Below are 22,106 nucleotides of genomic sequence, written 5' to 3'. Positions count from 1 at the left end.
GCAACTCGAACCCGACCAGAGAGGGCAAAATCATGCGCATCGGTGTGCCGAAGGAAATCAAGAACCAGGAATACCGGGTCGGTCTGACCCCGGACAGTGTTCAGGAGATCGTGGCGCGCGGCCACGAGGTTTTCGTGGAAACCCAGGCGGGCGCGGGCATCCGTGCGGACGACGCGGTCTATGAAGCCGCGGGCGCGAAGATCCTCGGATCGGCGGCCGAAGTCTTCGACACGGCGGAAATGATCGTCAAGGTCAAGGAGCCGCAGGCCGTGGAACGAGCCATGCTGCGTCCGGATCATATCCTTTTCACCTATCTCCACCTTGCGCCCGATGCGCCCCAGACGGCGGACCTTGTGAAGTCCGGCGCGACCTGCATCGCCTATGAAACGGTCCAGGGTGTCGATGGCGGGCTGCCGCTGCTGGCGCCGATGTCCCAGGTCGCCGGCCGGCTGGCCGTGACCGCTGGCGCGACCGCGCTGGAACGTGCAAACGGCGGCGTGGGCATCCTCATCGGCGGCGTGCCGGGCGTTGCGCCGGCCAAGGTCGTCGTCATCGGTGGCGGCGTCGTCGGCTCCAACTGCATCACAATGGCTCTGGGCCTCGGCGCGGACGTGACGGTGCTGGATCGCAACGTCACCGTTCTGGCCCATCTGTCGCAGACCTTCGGGCCGGCGCTGAAGACCGTCTATTCCACGAAGGCGGCGCTGGAGCAGTACGTCATGGACGCCGACATGGTGGTCGGCGCGGTTCTGGTTCCCGGAGCGGCAGCACCGAAGCTTGTCAGCGCGGACATGGTCAAGCGCATGAAGCCGGGGGCGGTTCTGGTGGACGTGGCCATCGACCAGGGCGGCTGCTTTGCCACCTCGAAGCCGACCACCCATTCGGAGCCGAGCTATATCGTCGACGAGGTCGTCCATTACTGCGTGGCGAACATGCCGGGTGCTGTTCCGCGGACGTCTGCCTATGCACTCAACAACGCCACCCTGCCGTTCACGCTCGCCCTTGCAGACAAGGGCGCGAAGCAGGCGCTGCTCGATGACCCGCTGTTCCTGCCGGGCCTGAACGTTCATGCCGGCATGGTTACCTGCGAAGCCGTCGCCACCGCACTTGGCTATGACTTCGTCGATCCGAAGACGGCGCTGGAAACCAAGGTGTCGCAGGCCGCCTGAGGCAACTTCCTGCGGAAGAACATGAAAAAGGCAGGGGCTTGCGCCCCTGCCTTTTGTCGTTTCTGAAGACCGGTCCGGTAATTCGCCGCCTCAGGGGCAGCGCACCTTGTAGGGCACGCCGTTCTGGTCGCGGGCAACGCAGTTCCTCGGCGTGGTCATCACGCCGATAATCCCGCCGCCCATGGCACCGATTGCAGCGCCGGCAAGGGTGGCTCCCCCGCCCGAGCCGACGGCAGCGCCGACCGCGGCACCGGTCGCCGCACCGAGACCTCCGCCGATCAGCATGCGGTCCCGCTGGCTTTCGCTGTTTACGCAACCGGCTAGGAAAACGGCCAGAACCGCTACGGCAAGTAAGGGTTTCATCCACGCCTCCCGACGTTTTAGGAATCGAATCACCCTTATTTTACAACGGTTCTGGCCAAATGTCGGTCTTGTCTATTTTACGGGCATGCAACCCGGTACGGACGGCCGTAGCGGTCATAGGCAACGCAGTTCTTCGGAGTGGTCGCCGATCCGACGACCGCGCCGCCGACTGCACCGATCGCGGCACCGGCAATGGCGCCGCCGGCACCGCCGCCGTCAATGGCCGAACCGATGACTGCCCCGGTTGCAGCACCGAGGCCGCCGCCGACGAGCGCACGGTCACGCTGGCTGTCCGACTGGCAGGCCGCCAGAAGCAGACCGGCAGCTGCGAGAACAATCAACTTCTTCATTTCACAAGTCTCCAGATTCCATCGAAGAGTACGAAGGTGATCTCATCATATTGTATTGGCAACAATGAGATATGTCATTTCGTTCCATATTTTTCGCTTAAAGATGCCCAAAGGTAATCGGGTTTCTTCAAGACGGCAATCGGTCTGTGGAGCGGTCTCCACCATTTGAAGCCTAACCGGCGACCGGTTGAGAAAGCGTGGCGAGAAGGCCTTTCGTGGAGCTGTCCTTGCCGTCCGGTCCCTGTTCGCCCCGGACCATGGGCAGCAGCGCGGTCGCGAGTTCCTTGCCGAGTTCCACACCCCACTGGTCGAAGGAATTGATCCCCCAGATCACGCCCTCGACGAAGACCCGGTGCTCGTAAAGGGCGATCAGCCGGCCAAGTGCAAACGGGGTCAGCCTGTCGTAGGCAATGGTCAGGGACGGCCGGTTGCCGGGGAAAACCTTGTGCGGGGCAAGGCGGTCCGCTTCTTCGTCCGACTTCCCTGATGCCTTCAGCAGGGCTTTCGCCTCCTGAAGCGTTCGGCCGACCATCAGGGCCTCCGACTGGGCCAGGCAATTTGCGACCAGCATTTCGTGATGGTGAACGAGATCCGCTTCGTGGCCCCTGGCGGCAACGATGAATTCGCAAGGGATCACTGTCGTTCCCTGATGCAGGAGCTGGTAGAAGGCGTGCTGTCCGTTGGTGCCGGGTTCGCCCCAGACCAGTGGCCCCGTGTCCATGTCTACCGGTGTGCCGTCCAGCCTGACCCGTTTGCCGTTGGATTCCATGTCGAGCTGCTGCAGGTAGGCGGGAAGGCGGGCAAGCCGCTGGTCATAGGGCAGGACCGCCCGCGCGGAATACCCCAGGATATCCCGGTTCCAGACACCGACCAGTCCAAGCAGCACAGGCAGGTTGGTCTCCAGCGGCGCTTCGGCGAAATGCCGGTCCATGGCATGGGCGCCTTCCAGGAAATCGGCGAAGGCATCGGGGCCGATGGCGATCATCAGCGGCAGGCCGATGGCCGACCAGATGGAGTAGCGTCCGCCGACCCAGTCCCAGAAGCCGAAGATCCTGTCCTCCGCGATGCCGAAGGCCGCGACCTTGTCGAGGGCTGTGGAAATGGCCGCGAAATGCGCTTCGACGGCCTCTTCGCCGAGCACATCGGTGATCCATTTGCGCGCCGTCTGCGCATTGGTCATGGTTTCGATGGTGGTGAAGGTTTTCGAGGCGACCAGGATCAAGGTTGTTGCCGGGTTAAGCGCCTTCAGCGTATCGGCGATATGAGCGCCGTCGACGTTGGAGACGTAGTGGACCGCCGGACCGTCGTGGTAGGGCGCCAGCGCCAGCGTGGTCATCAGGGGGCCCAGGTCGGAGCCGCCGATACCGATATTGACCACGTCGGTGAAAGGCGCGCCGTTCTTTGCCGTCAGATCACCGGCGCGGACCACTTCGGCGAAGTCGGCCATTGCTGTCAGCACGGAGCGGATCTCAGGCATGACGTTCTCGCCATCGACAAGCACGGGCCGGTCCGAACTGTTCCGCAAGGCGGTATGCAAGACGGCGCGGCCTTCGGTTTCGTTGATCTTTGCGCCTTCGAACATGGCATCCCGGCGGGCTTCCACGCCGGCTTCACGGGCGAGACCGAGAAGCAGCTCCAGCGCCTTTTCGTCCAGGATGCATTTGGAGAAATCGATCAGCAGATCATCGAGGCGGAACGACAGCGTGTCGAAACGGGCCGGGTAGGCCTCAAACAGCTTGCGCAAGGGCCGCTCTTCAAACGTCCGGGCATGGGAGGCGAGGTTCTGGAAAGTGTCCGCTGCAGCCATGCAAAGGGCCTCCTGGGATGTGTATTTAAAACGATTAAAACGAGAGGATTCCCGAGATCCTCTCCTCCGGTAGCGTCTTAGCACAGGATACCGGGGGAGAGGAGGGGCAGGCTGAAAATATGGATGAGTTTACGACTTAATCGATCGGCGCCAGAAGTTCCGGTGCGGTCACGAGCTGGCGGACGCCATGGGAGTGGTCCTCCTTGAAGATGTTGCCGTTTTTCGCCCACCGGTTCAGCGAGTTGATGTCGAGCTTCGCGCATTGCGGCCGAACGCTCCAGGTGACCTGGAGAGGCGAACAGACCTCCTGGGTATAGCTCGGTCCGGTGGTCGATCCGGCAAAGCGCACGGGCTCGCCGGTTCCCGTCGGAAGCGCCTTGGCCTGGTACAGGCCGTTCACCTTGTTGTCCTCATAGGCGAAATCCGTGAAGTCGAGGGCCTTCGGATCGTTCACGACCAGAAAGACCTGGGCTTCCACGCGCAATTGCGGGTTGGCGCAAGTGTCGCTCAGACACGAGCCGAGGCCCGGTCCGGGAATACCATCGCATGAGGTGTAAACCCAGTGAACCTCGATGGTGTCGCCCGGCTTCACGCCGTGATAGGCAAGTTCGCCCGGATCCTCGAGCTCCGCCTCGGTCAACTGATCGGTCTCGTTGCACTTGAAGCCGCCATGTTCGCCGCCGCCGGCAAATACCGTGAAGCCGGGCCCCTTGTGTTCGGCATTGGTATGGGTGTGGATATCGCACAGGTTCATTTTTGTGGCGTCGGGCGCGAGGGTGAACGTCCGGGGATTTGTTCCGGCTTTATTCGAGATGTCGCGGGGCGTTTGCGGGCCGAACCCGGTGCAAAGGGTTTCCGCGGTCGCAGCGGTTGCAAAGAGGCAGCAGGAAAATACCAGCGCAAATGTCGGTGTCGTCAAAGGTTTCATGGAAATGGGCTCCATATCGAATTTTCATTCGGGAGGTTAACACTGTTATATCCCTTCGGTCCCTTTATCCTTGGGATATCGGTAAATAGAATCGATCCACCAATTCAATCGCAGGTTTGCTCACTCTCGTCATGCTGATCTTTCTCGGTGCCGTCTTTTTTCTTCTGATCACGCCGGGTCCCGGCGTGCTGTCGACGGCCGGTGTCGGATCCGGGTTCGGTGCCCGGGCGGGTCTGCGCTATGTCACCGGGCTTTTCATCGGCACGAATATGGTCGCTCTTGCCGTGGTCAGCGGCCTGGCCGCCGTCATCTTCTCCGTTCCGGTCGTCAGGGACATCCTGTTTTACGCCTCGGCCGCGTATCTCTTCTATCTTGCGCTCAAGATCGCCCTGTCCGGAACGCGGATTGCCTTCATCCATTCCGAGCGGGCGCCGGGTATCATGGGGGGGCTGGCGCTTCAGGCGATCAATCCCAAGGCCTACGCGGTCAATACGACGTTCTTCTCAGGCTTCAATTTCTATCCGGATAGTCTTGCTACGGAAACGGTCCTGAAATTCCTTGCGATCAACGCCATCTGGATACCCGTGCATCTGCTCTGGCTGGGCGCCGGGATCTACCTTCATCGTCTGGATCTGAGCGAGCGGGCACATTTTACCATCAACGTGCTGATGGCCCTGTCCATGCTCGCCGTTGTCGCGCTTGCGGCCTATGCCCAGATGTAGGCCCAGTGAACCGAAGAACTGTCAAAACTGCTGAATATTGAATGAGGTAACCGCATCAAAAACCGGTTTCCCTTAAGTGATCGGCAACCGTTTGTTGATAGTTTCAATTTCGGTAGATTTCGGAGATGGGTAATGCACGGCCTCGCGCACCTTCAGGATCAGGAAGATGTCACGGAAGAAGTCCTTGTGATTGACTTCGACAACCTTGCCTGCATCAAGGCCACCGCCTCGAACGTGAGCGAGTGGGGATGCAAGCTCATTGCGGACGACGTGAACGAGTTGCGCAAGAATATCGGCATCCGCGTCGGCAATACCGGCAAGCTGACCAAGGCGCAGGTGACCGCGGTCAAGGGCAACGAGGCGGCAGTCGTCTTCCCGCGTGGAGAGACCGGCACGGTTCAGGACAAGCGGCGGGAGCGGCGCAACAAGGTCTCCATCCCGGTCAAGATCGCCGACAAGGATGGCATCACCGAAATTTCCGGGACGATCGTGGACGCAGGCCAGAACGGCTGCCGCGTCACTGCCAAGGGTTTCAAGTCCCTGCCCGAGGAAGTCATGCTTACCATCAAGAAGTTCGACAAGCCGGTTCTTGGCGAGTTCGTCTGGCGTAACGACAATTCCGCAGGGCTTCGCCTTGTCTGGGAAACCGTGGAACCGGCCAGTTAAGTCGGCTTGCCAAACGATCGGCAGGCAACCTGAAACGGCGGTCCCTGTTCGCCGGCCTATTTGCCGAGTGCCGCCGCGGCGCGGGCCAGCCGTTCGATTTCATCCCATTCTTCAGCCATGATCATCTCGGCGGTCGCGACCCAGGACCCGCCGACGCAGACCACATTCGGCAGGCCGAGGTAGGTCTTCGCCTTTTCCGGCGTAATGCCGCCGGTCGGGCAGAATTTTATCGCGCTCAAGGGCGAGGACAGGGATTTCAGATAGGCAGCACCTCCGGCCTGTTCGGCGGGGAAGAATTTCAGCCGGCTGTAACCGCGTTCCATCAGGCGCATGACTTCCGAAGCCGTTGCCGCTCCCGGCAGCAGCGGCACGTCATAATGGGCCGCAGCATCGACCAGCGCATCGGTCGCCCCGGGCGACACGACGAACTGGGACCCGGCGGCAACCACATCGGCATACTGGCCGGCGTTCAGGACCGTTCCCGCACCGACGATCGCGTCGCTGACGTGTTCGCGGATGGCGTCAATGGCTTCAAGCGCATGTGCGGTTCTAAGCGTGATTTCCAGGACCTTCAACCCGCCGCGCACCAGCGCCTTGGCCATGGGGACCGCTCTTTTGGGGTCTTCAATGATCAGGACCGGAATGACCGGAGCCGCGGTCATGATGGCATCCAGCCGGTCGGTGTTCTGGGACATTAATCGGATCTCCTCGAAGGGCTTTCAGCCTAAATCTGTTCTCACGCGCCGAAAACATGCGCGCCCGTATCCGCCGTACCGACGTTGGCGCGGAAGGCGGCGAAGAGGTCGCGGCCGACACCGGTCTGATGCGCGCTCATGTCCTGGGTTGCCGGTTCGCGGGCGGCGAATTCCGCCGCGTCGACCAGAACCTCCAGAGCGCCGGTCACGGCGTTGATGCGGATCATGTCGCCGTCGCGGATCCTTGCGATCGCGCCGCCGTCGGCGGCTTCCGGGGTGACATGGATGGCCGCGGGCACCTTGCCGGAGGCGCCCGACATGCGCCCGTCGGTTATCAGCGCCACCTTGTGGCCGCGGTCCTGCAGGATGCCGAGGGAAGGGGTGAGTTTGTGCAGCTCCGGCATGCCGCAGGCCTTAGGGCCCATGAAGCGGACCACAGCGGCGACATCGCTGTTGAGTTCCTTGCGCGAGAAGGCGGCGAGGAAGTCTTCCTGGGAATGGAACACGCGGGCGGGCGCTTCGATGACATGACGCTCCTTCGCGACGGCCGAAATCTTGATCACCGCCTTGCCGATGTTGCCGGTCAGCATCTTCAGTCCGCCGGTCGGCTGGAACGCCTTGGCAAGCGGCGCCAGAACGGTCTCGTCGCCGGAGGCGTCCGGCACCGGCTCGCGCCGGACGGTGCCGTCACCGTCGAGTTTGGCTTCGACCGTATAGCCGGCGAGGTCCGTGCCGTGGACCGTCTTGACGTCCTGGTGCAGGTAACCGCCCGAAAGCAGTTCCCGGATCAGGAAGCCGAGGCCGCCGGCGGCCTGGAAATGGTTCACGTCAGATTTGCCGTTCGGGTAGACGCGAGCCAGAAGCGGGACCACGTCGGAAAGATCGGAAATATCGTCCCATGTCAGCCGGATGCCGGCGGTTGCCGCCATGGCGACCAGGTGCATGGTGTGGTTGGTGGACCCGCCGGTGGCATGAAGGCCGACGACGCCGTTGACGATGGCCTTTTCGTCGATCACCTCGCCGACGGGGGTGAATTCGTTGCCGAGAGCGGTGATGGCGAGCGCCCGTTTCGCGGCTTCGCGGGTCAGGGCATCGCGCAAGGGCGTGCCCGGATTGACGAAAGAGGCGCCCGGCATGTGCAGCCCCATGATCTCCATCAGCATCTGGTTGGAATTGGCGGTGCCGTAGAAGGTGCAGGTTCCCGGCCCGTGATAGGCCTTGGATTCCGATTCCAGCAGCGCGTCCCGGCCGACCTTGCCTTCGGCATAGAGCTGGCGGATCTTGGCCTTCTCGTCGTTGGAAATGCCCGTCGTCATCGGGCCGGCGGGAATGAAGACCACCGGCAGATGGCCGAAGGAGAGGGCGGAAATCACCAGTCCGGGCACGATCTTGTCGCAGATCCCCAGGAACACCGCGGCGTCGAACATCTGGTGCGACAGGCCGACGGCCGCGGCCATGGCGATCACATCGCGGGAAAACAGCGACAGTTCCATGCCGTCCTGGCCCTGGGTGACGCCGTCGCACATGGCCGGCACGCCTCCGGCGACCTGCGCCACGGCACCCACTTCATGCGCGGCCTGACGGATCAGGTCGGGAAAATGCTCGTAAGGCTGATGGGCCGACAGCATGTCGTTATAGGCGGTGATGATGCCGAGGTTCGGCACCACGTCGCCGGAGAGCGCCTGCTTGTCGGACAGGCCGCAGGCGGCAAAGCCGTGGGCGAGGTTGCCGCAGGACAGGCGGGAGCGGTGCGGCCCCTTGTCGGCGGCGGCACGGATACGGTCCAGATAACGCGAGCGGCCGTCGTGGCTGCGTTTGACGATGCGTTCGGTGACTTCGCCGACGCGGGCTTGGATGGTCGTCATGGCTGGTTCCTCGATCGCTTGGTTCTCAGGTGTCGGGCCGGGCGGCTCAAAGCCCGTCTTCGGCCCAGGTGCGGCCGTCGCGTTCGACCAGGGCAATGGAGGCCGACGGGCCCCAGGTGCCGGCGGTGTAACCGCGTGGCTTGTCCTTGGAATTTGCCCAGGCCTCCAGGATCGGGTCGACCCAGGTCCAGGCGGCATCCACTTCGTCGCGGCGCATGAACAGGGTCTGGTTGCCGCGGATCACGTCCATGATCAGCCGCTCGTAGGCGTCCGGATTGCGCACCTTGAAGGCCTCGGCAAAGCTCATGTCGAGGGGAACCTGGCGCAGGCGCATGCCGCCCGGACCCGGGTCCTTGATCATGACCTTCATCTGCACGCCTTCATCCGGCTGCAGGCGAATGATCAGCCGGTTCGCCGATATGGTACCTGCTTCCTCATCGAAGATCGAATGGGGGATCGGGCGGAACTGGACCACGATCTCCGAGACGCGCTGGGCAAGCCGCTTGCCGGTGCGCAGATAGAAGGGAACGCCCGCCCAGCGCCAGTTGGCAATTTCCGCCTTCAGCGCGACGAAGGTTTCCGTGGTGCTCGTCTGGTCGCCGAGTTCCTCCAGATAACCGGGTACCGCTCCGCCTGCGGATGCACCCGCACGATACTGGCCGCGGACCGTGACCTTTTCCATATTCTGTTCGCTGATCGGGGCAAGCGCCTTGAGGACCTTCAGCTTCTCGTCACGGACGCTGTCGGCATCCATGGATTCCGGCGGTTCCATGGCCACAAGGCAGAGCAGCTGGAGAATGTGGTTCTGGACCATGTCGCGCAGGGCGCCGGCAGTATCGTAATAGCCCGCCCGTCCGCCGACCCCTAGGGATTCGGCGACGGTAATCTGGACATGGTCGATGTGGGCGGCGTTCCACAGCGGTTCGAACAGGGCGTTGGCGAAGCGCAGCGCCATCAGGTTCTGCACCGTTTCCTTGCCCAGGTAGTGGTCGATACGGAAAATCTGGTGCTCGTCGAAGACGGCGCCGACGGTGTCGTTCAGGATCTTGGCGGATGCGCCGTCCTTGCCGATCGGTTTTTCAATGACAACTCGCGTCTGGTCGGTGACGAGACCGGCTCTGCCGATCTTCTCGCAGATCGTGCCGAACAGGTCCGGACCGACGGCGAGATAGAAGGCGCGGATCACATCGGCGCGTTCGTTCAGGATCTTCTTCAGGTCGTCGAAACCTTCGCCGCTGCCGATGTCGATCTTGACGTAGTAGATCCGGCCCAGGAAGCGGTTGAGATGAGCTTCGTCGATGTCCCTGACATGCTCCTTCAGGGCCAGGCTGGCCCATTCGCGGTAGTCGTCGTGGGAATAGTCGCGGCGGGCGCTGCAGACGATTCGCGCGTTTTCCGGCAACTGGCCGTCGCAGTCGCGGTGATAAAGGGCCGGGATCAGTTTGCGGTGGGCGAGATCGCCCGAGGCCCCAAAGACCACAAGGTCAAAATCGTCGACCTCCAAGAAACGTGCCGCCATGAAACGATCCTCAAATCTGGTAATTTCGATCGGGTTTTAAATCGATTTAATTTGCTTGTCAGCAATTGTTTTCAAACCGGATCACGTCTTCCCGCGAGGGGAGGTCCGCCCCCTGTCTGGTGCAGGTCAGCGCCGAGGCGTTGACCGCCTTCAAGACAATCTCATGCAGTGCAGCATGGTCAAGCCCCTCCATGGCATCCCGGCTCGTGATGTCACGCGCGACAAGCCCGGACAGCAGGGCGGCCTGGAAGGTGTCTCCCGCGCCAACGGTGTCGATGACGGTGACGGTCCTGCCGGGCACTTGGACGCTAAGGTCCCCGGTGAAGGCCGTTGCCCCCCCGGCGCCGGCAGTGACGACGACGAGCCCGGCGCCAAGGTCCAGCCAGTGCCGGGCGATTTCCGCGGGGTCCCGATCCGGGTAAATCAGGGCAAGGTCCTCGTCGCTCACCTTTATGATGTCGGCAAGGGCGGCAATCTCTTCCGTGTTTTGCCGCCAGCGGCAAAGGTCGGCGACGACCGTCGGGCGTATGTTCGGGTCAAAGGCGATCAGGCAGTTCGCCTTCTGCTGCCTCATCAGGGTCTTCAGGGCCGAAGCGACCGGTTCGACGAGGGCGGAATAGGACCCGACGTGCAGGATGGAAAGATCGTCGATTTCCGACGGCAGGTCGGCCACCGTGACCATGCGGTCGGCGGCGCCGTCGCCATAGAAGGTATAGGCCGGATGGCCGTTTGCATCCTTTTGCACGACGCTCAGGGTCGTGAGCGCTTCCGGACGGCAGACGTGGCCGGTACCGACGCCTTCCGACCTGAGCCGTCCGATCAGTTTCTCACCGAGCAGGTCTTTCGAGATGCCGCCGAAAAAGGCGACGTCGTCGCCAAGCCGGGCAAGGCCGATCGCAACATTGAAGGGCGATCCGCCCACATAGGCGTCGAAGGTGACGGGGTCCTGCGCGAGGTCGGAGGCGAACATGTCGAAGAGCGCTTCGCCGCAAATCAGTATCATCGGGTTCTTCCAGAATTGCGGACCGGCATTCGTTTGAGGATGCCGGCCCGCCGGGAGGGGGCTTTCAGCCTTGTTAGGCCGCAAGCCCTTCGGGTGGATCCATGGCTCCGGTCATGATGGCGACCGCATCCGCCATGGAGAAATCCTGCGGCTTGATGACAGCCGCCCGTTTTCCGAGCCGGTGAATATGGATGCGGTCGGCCACCTCAAAGACGTGGGGCATATTATGGCTTATGAGGATGATGGGGAGCCCGCGTGCTTTCACGTCCTTGATCAGTTCGAGCACGCGGCGGCTTTCCTTGACGCCGAGCGCTGCGGTCGGTTCGTCCATGATGACCACCTTCGAGCCGAACGCGGCGGCGCGCGCGACGGCGACGCCCTGGCGCTGGCCGCCGGACAGGGTTTCCACCGCCTGGTTGATGTTCTGGATGGTCATCAGGCCGAGTTCGGAGAGCTTTTCACGGGCCATCTCTTCCATCTTCCGGCGGTCGAGCTGGCGCAGCCACCTGCCTCGGAACCCGGGTTTGCGGATCTCGCGGCCCATGAACATGTTGTCGGCGATTGAGAGCGCCGGCGACATGGCAAGCGTCTGGTACACGGTTTCGATGCCGGCCTCGCGGGCCTGGATCGGCGAGGTGAAATGGATGCGCTTGCCGTCCAGATGGATTTCGCCCTCATCGGGAACGACGGCGCCGGAAATTGCCTTGATCAGGGTGCTCTTGCCGGCGCCATTGTCGCCGATCACGGCAAGGATCTCTCCCGGCATCAGATCGAAATCGCAATGATCCAGGGCAGTTACGCGGCCATAGCGTTTGACGAGATTGCGGCCTTTGAGAAGGGGTTCCATCAGACTGACACCTTTCTGATCCACTGGTCCACGGCAACGGCTGCGATGATCAGCACGCCGATGAGCAGATAGGTCCATTGCGCGTCGGCACCGAGCAGACGCAGGCCAAGGGTGAAGACGCCGACGATCAGGGCGCCGAACAGGGTTCCGAGGATCGAGCCGCGGCCGCCGAAGAGGGAGATGCCGCCGATCACGACCGCGGTAATGGATTCGATATTCGACAACTGGCCGGAGGTCGGCGACACGGAGCCGATGCGCCCGATCAGGGCCCAGCCGGCAAAGGCGCAGATCAGGCCGGACAGCACGTAAACGGAGATCAGGGTCTTTTTCACCTGAACGCCGGAGAGTGCGGCCGCCTCCGGATCATCGCCGACGGCGTAGACATGGCGGCCCCAGGCGGTATGGCGCAGGCAATAGGCCAGCACGATGACCAGAAGCACCATGAAGATCACGCCATAGGTGAAGATCGCGCCGCCGATGTTGACCTTGTTGCCGAAGAAATGGAGCAGGGGCGCCTGTTCGGCAATCTCCTGGGCGCGAATGGTCTCGTTGGCGGAATAGAGGAAATTGGTCGCCAGCACGATCTGCCACATGCCGAGCGTGACGATGAACGGCGGCAGTTTCATCGCGGCGACGAGCCAGCCGTTGATATAGCCGCAGATCGAGCCGCAGAGCAGACCGGAAAAGACTGCGAGCGGGACGGGCAATCCGTAGCGGAAAGCGAACTGGCCCATGACCACCGAGGACAGGACCATGATCGCGCCGACGGACAGGTCGATCCCGGCGGTCAGGATCACGAGGCTCTGGGCTGCGGCCACAATGCCGACGATCTGCACCTGCTGCAGGATCAAGGTCAGGGCGAAGGGCGAGAAGAACTTCGAGCCGAGCAGGATGCCGAAGACGAGCATGGACAAAAGCAGCACGATCAGCGGCACCAGCGACGGGGTCATGTGCAAGGCGTGCTGAACCTTGTGCATCAGGCCGTGACGATGGTCGTCGAAGGCGGCCACCTGCTGGGGGGTCGCTGCGGCAGCGGCTTCATAGGAAGCCGGATTGGCGGCTGTCTGGTTGCTTGAAGTCATCCCTTATCCTCCCACGGATTTTGGAGCCTTTCCGGGCTTCCTGAGCTTGGGGGCGGCGGAACCGCCCCCAAGGAGAGCTTGCCGTCTGCTTGAGGGTTCAATCAACCCCAGCAGAGCTTGGTGCCTTCGGCGGTGTCGATGGACGGAACGCCCTCGGCCGGCTTGTCGGTCACGAGCGCGACGCCGGTGTCGAAGAAGTCCTTGCCCGGGCTCGGCTCCGGCTTGGCGCCGCTCTTGGCGTATTCGGCAATCGCCTCGATACCCTTGGAGGCCATCAGCAGCGGATACTGCTGGGAGGTGGCGCCGATCACGCCGTCCTTGACGTTGGCGACGCCGGGGCAGCCGCCGTCGACGGAGACGATCAGAACGTCGTTTTCGCGGCCGATGGCCTTGAGCGCCTCATAGGCGCCGGCGGCGGCCGGTTCGTTGATGGTGTAGACCACGTTGATCATCGGGTCCTTGGCGAGCAGGTTTTCCATGGCCTTGCGGCCGCCTTCCTCGTTGCCGGCGGTCACGTCGTTGCCGACGATGCGCGGATCGGTTTCGTCACCCCACTTGTTCGGGTCGCCGAGGTCGATGCCGAATCCCTGCAGGAAACCCTGGTCGCGCAGCACGCCCACGGTCGGCTGGCTGACGGCCAGGTCGAGCATGCCGATCTTGGCATCGGCGGCGTCGGCGCCGAGCGTGGCGGCGGCCCATTTGCCGATCAGTTCACCGGCCTTGAAGTTGTCGGTGGCGAAGGTGGCGTCCGCAGCGTCGATGGGATCGAGCGGCGTATCGAGGGCGATCACCAGAAGGCCGGCGTCGCGTGCCTGCTGAACCGAGGAGACAATCGAGGAGGTGTCGGATGCGGTCAGCAGGATGCCCTTCGCACCGTCGGCGATGCAGGTTTCGATGGCCGAGACCTGGGTTTCATGGTCGCCGTCGATCCTGCCGGCATAGGTCTTCAGGTCGATCCCGAGTTCCTTGGCCTTGGCCGAGGCGCCTTCCTTCATCTTGACGAAGAAGGGATTGGTGTCGGTCTTGGTGATCAGGCAGGCGGAGATGTCTGCTGCCGCAGCGGGTGCAGCCGCCATGACCGCGAGGACGGAGCCTGTTGCGAGTAGCTTACGGATCATTTCGTTTCCTCCCTGGCCGTGTCTTGAATGGACGGTTCGGATTTGGCCAGTCCTGACCCGAACCGTATCTTATGGCCGCATCTTTCGGCCGTGTCCCTCAGGCCGGTGCGCCGGCCTCTTCATTCCGGACGGCAGCGCCGGCGGAGCCTCCGGGCCGGTTCCCGGTCAGGATCGCCGCGCGCGGCGAAAAGTTGAAAAACATCGGCAGGCTGGCGGCGCCGATCGCGCCTGCATCCTGATGGAAGCTGCCGAACAGCAGATCGGGTGTGTTGCGGGCTTCCGGCGCGGCTTCCGCCAGTGCCGCGGCCAGCCCTTTCGTCAGCTGCTCGGCGAAGACACCGTCGAGATCGCTGTCGATGATGACGAGCGGCATGTCGAGGAGGGCATAGGCGGCGCCGAGCGACGGCGTGAGCGCGTCGATGCAGTCAGCCATCCATTCGGTGACCGCCGGATCGCCCCGCTCGGCGGCGTCCTGCAGGTCCAGGCGGCTGAGCGACGCAAAATTCTCCGGCGACAGGTGACGGGCAAGCGACACCAGGGAGGCGCGGGTCAGAAGCAGGTCCCATTGCTTCTTCGGCTCCGGCGCCGTCGACAACCTGCTCGGCGGAACCGGCATCATGGCCACATCGCCCGCATTGCCGGTGACACCGCGCACGACGTCGCCGGACAGGATCAGGCCTCCGCCGATCGCCGGGCCGAGAAAGAGGTAGAGGAAGTTGTCGTGTTCGCGGCCATGGCCGTAAAAGAGTTCCGCCACGGCCGCAGCCGTGCCGTCGTTCTCGTGGAACACTGGCAGGTCGGTGGCGTCCTGCAATGCCTCGGTGATGTCGAAATCGTCCCACTCGCGAAAGCTTGCCGGCGGCAGGCCGAGTTCGAGGAGCCAGGCACCCAGGTTGAACGGCTGGGCGACGCCGATCCCGGCGATGCGGTCCTGTTCCTCGTCGCTCAGCAGGGATTTCAGGTTGTCGAGGTCGCTGCGGATGATTTCCAGGGTCTTGGCGGGCGGCGGCAGGATCATGTCGTGGGCGCGGCGGCCGATGACCTTGCCCTCGAAATCGAGCAGGACGACTTCCAGGTTGGTGCGGTCGATCCGCACGCCGAAGCCGAAGGCGCCGCGCGGCGCGAGTTTCAGGAGGGTCGCCGGCTGTCCGCGGCCGCCGTCATGACGCTTGCCGCTTTCAATGATCAGCCCGTCCTCGATCAGGGTCTGGATGATGCCGCCGACCGCCGCATTGGTCAGTTTCGTCGCACGGGCGAGGTCGGCCTTGGACGCGCTGCCGGCGCGGCGAAGCATCAGCAGGACGATGCGCTCGTTGTACTGGCGCAGTTGGGCGGAGTTCGATCCGCGCCCGCTCTGATCGCGCTTGTTCAAGGCCTTTTCCTCCCGGACGCCGCCTGCCGGCGGCCAATTTCAGTTCGGAGCTATTAATTATTCTTGATTTAATTATTTGTAATCGGCTGTTTTCTGTCAATTTTAAAAGTGATGCCGTCGCATTTTCTTTTTAATGCAATGCGGTAAGGTATTGTAAAATATTGTTTTCGCTGCGTAAGATTTTATGGCGAAGCCGTCTGAAATCCAGTGTCCGGACAGATGAATCGCCTCGAAGGCGACGTTTTGGACCGGCTGAGGGCTTTTTCTTCAAAGCGGTCCGAAGGGCGCAGCGGCGTTGTCGGCGCGGCGGGTCCTCCGATAGACTGGCGTGAAACGAAGCTGCGGCTTCCCGATTCTTTGGAGACCCCCATGGCTGCCGGCACGGATCACCCAATCGACTTTCTGGCACGGGCGATCGCCGCGGGATCCGGCGAAGAGCCTGCCGATCTCGTCATCAAAAATGCCCGGATCTTCAGTGTTCTGGACGGCTCGCTCACCGAAAGCGATATCGCCGTCGTCGGCGACCGGATCGTCGGGACCTACGGAAACTACGAGGCGGCCAGAACGGTCGATGCGGACGGGCGGGTCGTGGTGCCGGGGTTCATCGACACCCATCTGCATGTGGAATCCTCACTGGTCACGCCGTTCGAATTCGACCGGTGCGTGCTGCCCCACGGAGTGACGACGGCGATCTGCGATCCGCACGAGATCGCCAATGTGCTTGGCAGTGCAGGCATCCGCTATTTTCTGGACAGCTCCCTGGAAACGGTGATGGACCTCAGGGTCAACCTGTCCTCCTGCGTTCCCGCGACCGCCTTCGAGACCTCCGGGGCCTGCCTGGAAATCGAGGACCTGCTGCCGTTCAAGGACCATCCCAAGGTGACCGGCCTTGCGGAATTCATGAATTTCCCCGGCGTTCTGGCGCGCGATCCGAAGGTGCTGGCCAAGCTCGCCGCCTTCCAGGACGGGCATATCGACGGCCATGCGCCGCTGCTGTCCGGGCTCGCACTCAACGGCTATCTGGCGGCCGGTATCCGCACCGACCATGAGGCGACGACCGCCGAAGAGGCGCTGGAAAAGCTTTCCAAGGGCATGAATATCCTGATCCGCGAAGGTTCCGTCTCCAAGGACCTGGAAGCGCTTTACCCGATCCTGCAGCCGGATGTGTCCGCGTTCGTCGCGCTTTGCACCGATGACCGCAATCCGCTCGACATTGCCGAGGAAGGCCATCTCGACAGCATGATCCGGCGGCTGATCGCCAAGGGTATCCGGCCGCTCGATGCGTACCGGGCGGCGAGCTGGTCGGCGGCCAATGCGTTCGGGCTGAAGGACCGCGGCCTGATTGCGCCGGGCAGGCGGGCGGATCTGGTGCTGCTCGACGATTTCGAGGATTGCCAGGTGGCGTCGGTCGTCAGCGGCGGACGGCCGGTGACGGACGAGCTCTACGACCGGCGGAAGATCGTTGCCCCGGTTGGGTTGACGAGCGTCAAGGCGGATAAGGTGCAGGCAACGTCTTTCGAGATCCGGGCCGCGAACCGTGAGGGCGACGTCATCGGTGTGGTGCCGGGACGGATCATCACCGAACATCTCAAGCACGCGCTACCGGTCGAAAACGGGCAGGCGCAGATCGATCTCGATGCGGATGTGCTGAAAGTCGCCGTCGTCGAGCGGCACAAGGGGACCGGCAATATCGGCAAGGGCTTCGTCAAGGGGTTCGGCATGAAGGCAGGCGCGATCGCGTCATCCGTCGGCCATGACAGCCACAATATCTGCGTCGTCGGCGCCAGCGAGGTGGCGATGGCCCATGCGGTCAACCGGGTCATCGCCCTCCACGGCGGTTTCGTCGTTGCCGACGATGACGGTATCCGGGCCGAACTGGCCCTGCCGCTTGCCGGACTGATGAGCCTGGAGCCGTTCGAGACGGTCCGCCATGCCCTGGAGGACCTGCGCCAGGCGGCGAAGGATCTCGGCTGCACCCTGCCGGAGCCGTTCCTCCAGGTCGCCTTCCTGCCGCTTCCTGTCATTCCCCATCTCAAGATCACCGATTTCGGGATGTTCGACGTGGATCGGTTCGAACTTATTGAGCCGGCATGAATTCGCGCTGCTGACCTTCGGTCACGAGTTGACGTTCACGGAAGGTTGTGTCCATTTCAGACACACGGCTTGCAAGTCGGCGTTCGCTTGGCTGGTAACAGGGAGGAACGGCACGGAGGAAACGGCTGGAGGAGGCCGTCCGGATGTCGTTCGCATATGTCTTTCGCAGGCCCGCGGGTGTAAGAATAAGAATGATCTGGAGCAGGTAATGACGACTGTGGAGGAGTGGAGGAGCGCGTTTACGCCTCGTCCGGTGCATGGCTATCTGGAGGACACGGTTCGGCAATTCGGAGACCGGCCGGCAATCGATTTCCTGGGCCGTATGTGGAGCTATGCGCAACTGGGCGCGCTGGTCGACAAGACCGCGGCCGGTCTGCAGGCAATCGGGGTGAAGCCTGGCGTTCACGTCGGCCTGTGTCTTCCCAACACGCCCTACTACACCATCTTCTATTTCGCGATTCTGAAAATCGGCGGCACGGTGGTCAATTTCAATCCGCTCTACGTCAAGCGGGAGATTGAATTCCAGGCCCGGGACGCGGATGTGAGGATCATGGTCACGCTCGACCTGAAGATGATCTTCGATACGGTCGAGGCCGTGCGCGCGGAAGGTGCGCTCGACAAGATCATTGTCTGTTCCATGTCGTCCTGCCTGCCGACGGTCAAGAGCATCGCCTTCAAACTGCTGAAGCGCAAGGAAGTGGCGCGGATCCCGGACGGCACGACACATATCCGGTTTGAGGACCTGACGAAGGGGGTGGGCCGGCCAGAGTCGGTCGAGATCGACCCGGAAACGGCGACCGCAGTTCTGCAGTATACCGGCGGCACCACCGGGGTCCCCAAGGGCGCGATGCTCACCCACCGCAACCTTTCCGCCAATATCGAGCAGATGAACTGCGTCTTTCAGATGGCGAAGAAGGGCGAGGAAAAGCTGCTTTGCGTCCTGCCCTTTTTCCATGTCTTCGCCATGACCGCCGCGCAGAACCTGTCCGTCATCCTGGGGGCGGAAATGGTGCTGCAGCCGAGGTTCGAGCTGAAGTCGCTGTTGAACGTGATCACCCGCAAGAAGGTGACCCTGTTCCCGGGTGTGCCGACGATCTACACCGCGATCAACAACTCGCCGCTGACCCAGAAATACGACCTCAGCAGTATCCGGGTATGCATTTCCGGCGGGGCGCCGTTGCCGGTCGAGGTCAAGCAGAAGTTCGAGGCGCTGACCCGATGCGTCCTGGTCGAAGGCTACGGGCTCACCGAAACCTCGCCGGTCGCGGCGGTCAATCCGCTCGACGGGACGGGCAAGACCGGATCCATCGGCACGCTGGTGCCGGGAACGAAGGCGCGTTTCTGCAGCATCGAGGACCGCAACACGGTTCTGCCCGACGGTGAAAAGGGCGAACTTTGCCTTCAGGGGCCGCAGGTCATGAAAGGCTACTGGAAGCGGCCGGATGCCACCGAGGAGACCATCGAGGCGGACGGTTTTCTCCATACCGGCGATGTCGGCTATATCGATCCGGACGGGTTCATCTATCTGGTCGACCGGATCAAGGACCTGATCCTGTGTTCCGGCTATAATGTCTACCCTCGGGTCGTGGAAGAGGCTATCTATCTGCACGAAGCGGTGGCGGAAGTGATTGTGATCGGTATTCCCGATCCCTATCGGGGCCAGTCGCCGAAGGCGTTCGTCAAGCTCAAGGAAGGCTATCAGCTGACCGAAGAAGAGCTGGCGGCCTTCCTCAAGGATCAGCTCTCCGCGATCGAGCTTCCGCGGGAGTACGAATTCCGCACCGAACTGCCGAAAACGATGGTCGGCAAATTGTCGAAGAAGGAACTCGTGGAAGAGGAACTGGCAAAGCGGGCAGCACAGGTCGGCTGATCCGCAGCGGCCTGTCGCCAATGGGTTGTTTTCTGCGTGGCTTCTCGCTACCGATTAAAAAAACACTGTGAGCGAAAAAATGATGCAGGACCTGCCGCCCTATCTGACAACCCGTGAACTGGCCGACCTGATCCGGGTCAAGGAACGGAAGGTTTACGACCTGGCGGCGGCCGGCGAGGTGCCGCACAGCCGGGCCACGGGCAAGCTGCTCTTTCCGCGCGACGCGGTGCTTGCCTGGATCGACCGGGCCGGCGATGCGGCGGACGAGGGACACGAGCGCCCCGCTGTCGTTCTCGGCAGCCATGATCTGCTGCTCGAATGGGCCCTGCGCGAATCCGGTTGCGGGCTTGCAAGCCTGTTCGACGGTTCGCTGGACGGTATCGAGCGCCTCGCCCGCAAGGAAGGCGTGGCGGCCGGCGTCCATGTTCCGGACATGGAAGACGAAGACTGGAATATCGAGGCGGTCTCAAGCCAGTTCGCCTTCAAGTCCGTCGTCCTGATCGAATGGGCCAAGCGCCACAGGGGTTTCATCGTTCCGTCGGGAAATCCGGCGCGGATCAAGACGGTTGCCGATCTTGCGGGCAAGCGCCTCGCCCGGCGCCAGCAGGCGGCGGGGACCCATGTCCTCTTGCAGAAGCTGGTCGCGGCCGCCGGTAACAATCTGGAGGCCGCCATCGTCGATGGGCCGACGGTCCGCGACGAACGGGAAGCGGCCCAGGCGGTCTTCGGCGGCGATGCGGATGTCGCGTTCGGCCTTGAAAGTGCCGCGCGCCAGAGCCGGCTGGATTTCGTTCCGGTCTGCACCGAGCGGTTCGACCTCGTCGTCCTGAGACGGGAGTATTTCGAGCCGGCCTTCCAGAAACTGCTTGCCTTTGCGCGGAGCGAGGCATTCGCGAACAAGGCGGAACAGCTTGGCGGCTACGATATCTCCGACCTCGGCAAGGTCCACTTCAACGGCTACTGACGCGCCTTGGCGAAACGATCAGCATTGGAGATGGCATGGGCATCCATGATTTCATGGCGGCATACAAACGGGTCTGGGAAGGTCAGGACAAGCAGGGTTTCGCCGCGCTCTTCGTCGACGGCGGACGCTACTGGAATACGCCTTTCCAGGTGCAGACCGGAGCAGAGGAACTGGCCGCCTATTGGGCCCGCATCGAGTTGCAGCGCGATATTGCCCTGAGCTACGAAGTCCTTGCCGAGACGCCACGCGGCGGCATTGCGCATTGGCATGTCAGCTACCAGGTCGCCTCGGAGGAATTGTTCCGGATCTGGGCTGCTTCCACGGGGACGGGGTTGCCGGACCGCAAGCCCGGCGACCCGCTGCCGCGACTGACGCTTGACGGCTTGCTGAAAGCCGATTTCGCGCCTGACGGCCGGGCCGAAGAAGTGCGCATCTGGTGGCATTCGATCGCGGATATGTCCTGACCCGAATTGAACGGAACATGCTTTAATTGTTGTAACCGCGCCCTTCGGCGGCGCGAGCCAGTTGGCGGCCGCGCTTCGCCTCGCGGCGGACGGTGTAAAGCGAGGCGCCGATGATGATCGCGGCGCCTGCGAGCGTTTCGACGCTCGGCCAGTTGCCGAAAACAACAACGCCGATGATCGCGGCATAAAGCAGCCTGGTGTAGTCGAGCGAGGCAATGGCCGTGGCCTCACCGGCCCGGAAGGCCTTGATGTTGCACATCTGGGAGCCCCAGGCGACAACGCCGACCAGGATCAGGATGCCCCACTGTTCAAGCGTCGGCGCGTGCCATGTGTAGATCGCCGGGCCGATCATCAGCAAGCCGACCAGCAGGGCCTGGTAAGTCAGGATGGTGGTCGGCGAATCCGTCCGGGTCAGGATGCGCAGGATGATCATCACGATCCCGGCTCCGGCCGCGCCCATGATGGCAAGAAGGGCATACGGGTCGACGAAACCGGTTCCTTCGGGTCTGAGCATAAGGAGAACGCCGATAAAGCCGACAATGGTCGCACCCCAGCGGTGGATGCCGACCTGTTCGCCCAGAAAGAAGATCGCGAAGATCGTGATGAAGAAGGTTTTCGAGAAGCCCAGCGCGGTCGCGTCCGCCAGCGGCAGCTTGATGATCGCGGTAAAGCCGCAGAGCATGGCGATGGTCGCAAAGATCACGCGTGCGATCTGCAGATCCGGGCGATGGGTCGCAAGCGAGGTCGGAAGGCCCCGGAGGATTTTCGGAGCGACGATGACGACCATCACAAGCTGGCGAATGGCCAGGATCTGGAACACCGAAATGTTCTCTCCGGCCATCTTGATGAAGGTCGCCATGATGGTGAACAGGAAGGCTGCCAGCAATATCCACAAGGCGCCGATGGTGTTGGGGGGCAGATCGTCCCAGACCGGCAGGCGGAACCGGGACCTGTTGTCTTCCGGTCTGTTGGCGGAATCGGGAGCGGAACTGTCCGCCGGCGCTTTGTCTGGCGCCTTGTCCATTATCGGTGTCCTTGCTGTTGACGCGGCGCATGGGGGCAGGGGGTGAGCCGATCATAACCGTTTTGCGCCATTCGGAAAGGGGGCTGGCCAAATGCGGCCGGGACTTGGAATATAGGCGCGGGTTTGGGATCGCCGCAGAAATGTCTGTAACGACCATCTGTCGGCCGGAATGAATTCAGGACGA

At 62.6% G+C, this 22,106-nt stretch carries 20 protein-coding genes; 7 read left to right on the top strand and 13 right to left on the bottom strand.

All coding sequences use genetic code 11. The annotated features are described in order from the left end of the window. Positions 1-32: 32 nt before the first annotated feature. Positions 33-1,169 (top strand): alanine dehydrogenase, encoded by a 1,137-nt coding sequence (gene ald, locus HK439_RS16630; protein ID WP_190292657.1) that lies wholly within the window; start codon positions 33-35, stop codon positions 1,167-1,169. A gap of 90 nt (positions 1,170-1,259) precedes the next feature. On the opposite strand, the gene HK439_RS16625 is transcribed toward ald, so the two are convergent. The 4 genes from HK439_RS16625 to HK439_RS16610 all read right to left on the bottom strand — a co-directional run bounded on the left by HK439_RS16625 (position 1,260) and on the right by HK439_RS16610 (position 4,617). Continuing rightward, complete coding sequence (locus HK439_RS16625) at positions 1,260-1,532, bottom strand: hypothetical protein (protein WP_190292656.1); 273 nt, start codon at positions 1,530-1,532, stop codon at positions 1,260-1,262. Positions 1,533-1,609: 77 nt separating this feature from the next. Continuing rightward, the gene (locus HK439_RS16620; protein WP_190292655.1) at positions 1,610-1,882 is read right to left on the bottom strand and encodes a bacteriocin; all 273 of its coding nucleotides are present in this window, start codon (positions 1,880-1,882) and stop codon (positions 1,610-1,612) included. A gap of 172 nt (positions 1,883-2,054) precedes the next feature. Further along, on the bottom strand, positions 2,055-3,689 hold the full coding sequence (gene pgi / locus HK439_RS16615; protein WP_190292654.1) for a glucose-6-phosphate isomerase: 1,635 nt from the start codon (positions 3,687-3,689) through the stop codon (positions 2,055-2,057). Between the two features lie 136 nt (positions 3,690-3,825). Continuing rightward, positions 3,826-4,617, bottom strand: a complete 792-nt coding sequence (locus HK439_RS16610) for a delta-class carbonic anhydrase (RefSeq protein WP_209011888.1) — start codon at positions 4,615-4,617, stop codon at positions 3,826-3,828. Positions 4,618-4,748: 131 nt separating this feature from the next. On the opposite strand from HK439_RS16610, the gene HK439_RS16605 reads away from it, so the two are divergent. Beyond that, on the top strand, positions 4,749-5,339 hold the full coding sequence (locus HK439_RS16605; protein WP_190292652.1) for a LysE family translocator: 591 nt from the start codon (positions 4,749-4,751) through the stop codon (positions 5,337-5,339). Between the two features lie 132 nt (positions 5,340-5,471). After that, positions 5,472-6,005 (top strand): PilZ domain-containing protein, encoded by a 534-nt coding sequence (locus tag HK439_RS16600; protein WP_190292651.1) that lies wholly within the window; start codon positions 5,472-5,474, stop codon positions 6,003-6,005. A 56-nt stretch (positions 6,006-6,061) separates the two neighbouring features. Here HK439_RS16600 and eda read toward each other — a convergent pair whose 3' ends face one another. The 8 genes from eda to HK439_RS16560 all read right to left on the bottom strand — a co-directional run bounded on the left by eda (position 6,062) and on the right by HK439_RS16560 (position 15,506). After that, entirely contained in the window at positions 6,062-6,700 is a 639-nt protein-coding gene (gene eda / locus HK439_RS16595; protein WP_190292650.1) for a bifunctional 4-hydroxy-2-oxoglutarate aldolase/2-dehydro-3-deoxy-phosphogluconate aldolase, read from the bottom strand. Positions 6,701-6,741: 41 nt separating this feature from the next. Beyond that, positions 6,742-8,565, bottom strand: coding sequence for a phosphogluconate dehydratase (gene edd, locus HK439_RS16590; RefSeq protein ID WP_190292649.1), 1,824 nt, complete (start codon positions 8,563-8,565; stop codon positions 6,742-6,744). A 46-nt stretch (positions 8,566-8,611) separates the two neighbouring features. Beyond that, on the bottom strand, positions 8,612-10,084 hold the full coding sequence (gene zwf, locus HK439_RS16585) for a glucose-6-phosphate dehydrogenase (protein WP_190292648.1): 1,473 nt from the start codon (positions 10,082-10,084) through the stop codon (positions 8,612-8,614). A 58-nt stretch (positions 10,085-10,142) separates the two neighbouring features. Beyond that, positions 10,143-11,087: a carbohydrate kinase family protein gene (locus tag HK439_RS16580; RefSeq protein ID WP_190292647.1), complete on the bottom strand. Its 945-nt coding sequence runs from the start codon at positions 11,085-11,087 to the stop codon at positions 10,143-10,145. A 73-nt stretch (positions 11,088-11,160) separates the two neighbouring features. Further along, positions 11,161-11,934, bottom strand: coding sequence for an ATP-binding cassette domain-containing protein (locus HK439_RS16575; RefSeq protein ID WP_190292646.1), 774 nt, complete (start codon positions 11,932-11,934; stop codon positions 11,161-11,163). After that, positions 11,934-13,016, bottom strand: coding sequence for an ABC transporter permease (locus HK439_RS16570; RefSeq protein ID WP_190292645.1), 1,083 nt, complete (start codon positions 13,014-13,016; stop codon positions 11,934-11,936). The genes HK439_RS16575 and HK439_RS16570 overlap by 1 nt, the downstream gene beginning before the upstream one ends. Positions 13,017-13,117: 101 nt before the next feature. Continuing rightward, the gene (locus tag HK439_RS16565; RefSeq protein ID WP_190292644.1) at positions 13,118-14,134 is read right to left on the bottom strand and encodes a sugar ABC transporter substrate-binding protein; all 1,017 of its coding nucleotides are present in this window, start codon (positions 14,132-14,134) and stop codon (positions 13,118-13,120) included. A 97-nt stretch (positions 14,135-14,231) separates the two neighbouring features. Next, positions 14,232-15,506 carry an ROK family transcriptional regulator gene (locus HK439_RS16560; RefSeq protein WP_190292643.1) on the bottom strand — a complete coding sequence of 425 codons (1,275 nt, stop codon included), beginning with the start codon at positions 15,504-15,506 and terminating at the stop codon, positions 14,232-14,234. 369 nt (positions 15,507-15,875) lie between these two features. On the opposite strand from HK439_RS16560, the gene ade reads away from it, so the two are divergent. The 4 genes from ade to HK439_RS16540 all read left to right on the top strand — a co-directional run bounded on the left by ade (position 15,876) and on the right by HK439_RS16540 (position 20,898). After that, complete coding sequence (gene ade / locus HK439_RS16555) at positions 15,876-17,600, top strand: adenine deaminase (protein WP_190292642.1); 1,725 nt, start codon at positions 15,876-15,878, stop codon at positions 17,598-17,600. 208 nt (positions 17,601-17,808) lie between these two features. Further along, positions 17,809-19,470, top strand: a complete 1,662-nt coding sequence (locus HK439_RS16550) for a long-chain-fatty-acid--CoA ligase (RefSeq protein ID WP_190292641.1) — start codon at positions 17,809-17,811, stop codon at positions 19,468-19,470. Between the two features lie 67 nt (positions 19,471-19,537). After that, positions 19,538-20,434, top strand: coding sequence for a helix-turn-helix transcriptional regulator (locus HK439_RS16545; protein WP_328804186.1), 897 nt, complete (start codon positions 19,538-19,540; stop codon positions 20,432-20,434). Positions 20,435-20,469: 35 nt separating this feature from the next. After that, positions 20,470-20,898 (top strand): nuclear transport factor 2 family protein, encoded by a 429-nt coding sequence (locus tag HK439_RS16540; protein ID WP_190292640.1) that lies wholly within the window; start codon positions 20,470-20,472, stop codon positions 20,896-20,898. A gap of 22 nt (positions 20,899-20,920) precedes the next feature. Here the strand turns inward: HK439_RS16540 and HK439_RS16535 are convergent, their stop codons facing one another. Next, entirely contained in the window at positions 20,921-21,922 is a 1,002-nt protein-coding gene (locus HK439_RS16535; protein ID WP_190292639.1) for a DMT family transporter, read from the bottom strand. Positions 21,923-22,106 lie beyond the last annotated feature (184 nt).

Origin of the sequence: Roseibium aggregatum, assembly GCF_014692675.1 — a bacterium.
In the GTDB taxonomy this organism is placed as follows: Bacteria; Pseudomonadota; Alphaproteobacteria; order Rhizobiales; family Stappiaceae; genus Roseibium; species Roseibium aggregatum_C.
The sequence above is the reverse complement of the archived record's forward strand: the minus strand, read 5'-3'. Positions and strand labels throughout refer to the sequence as shown.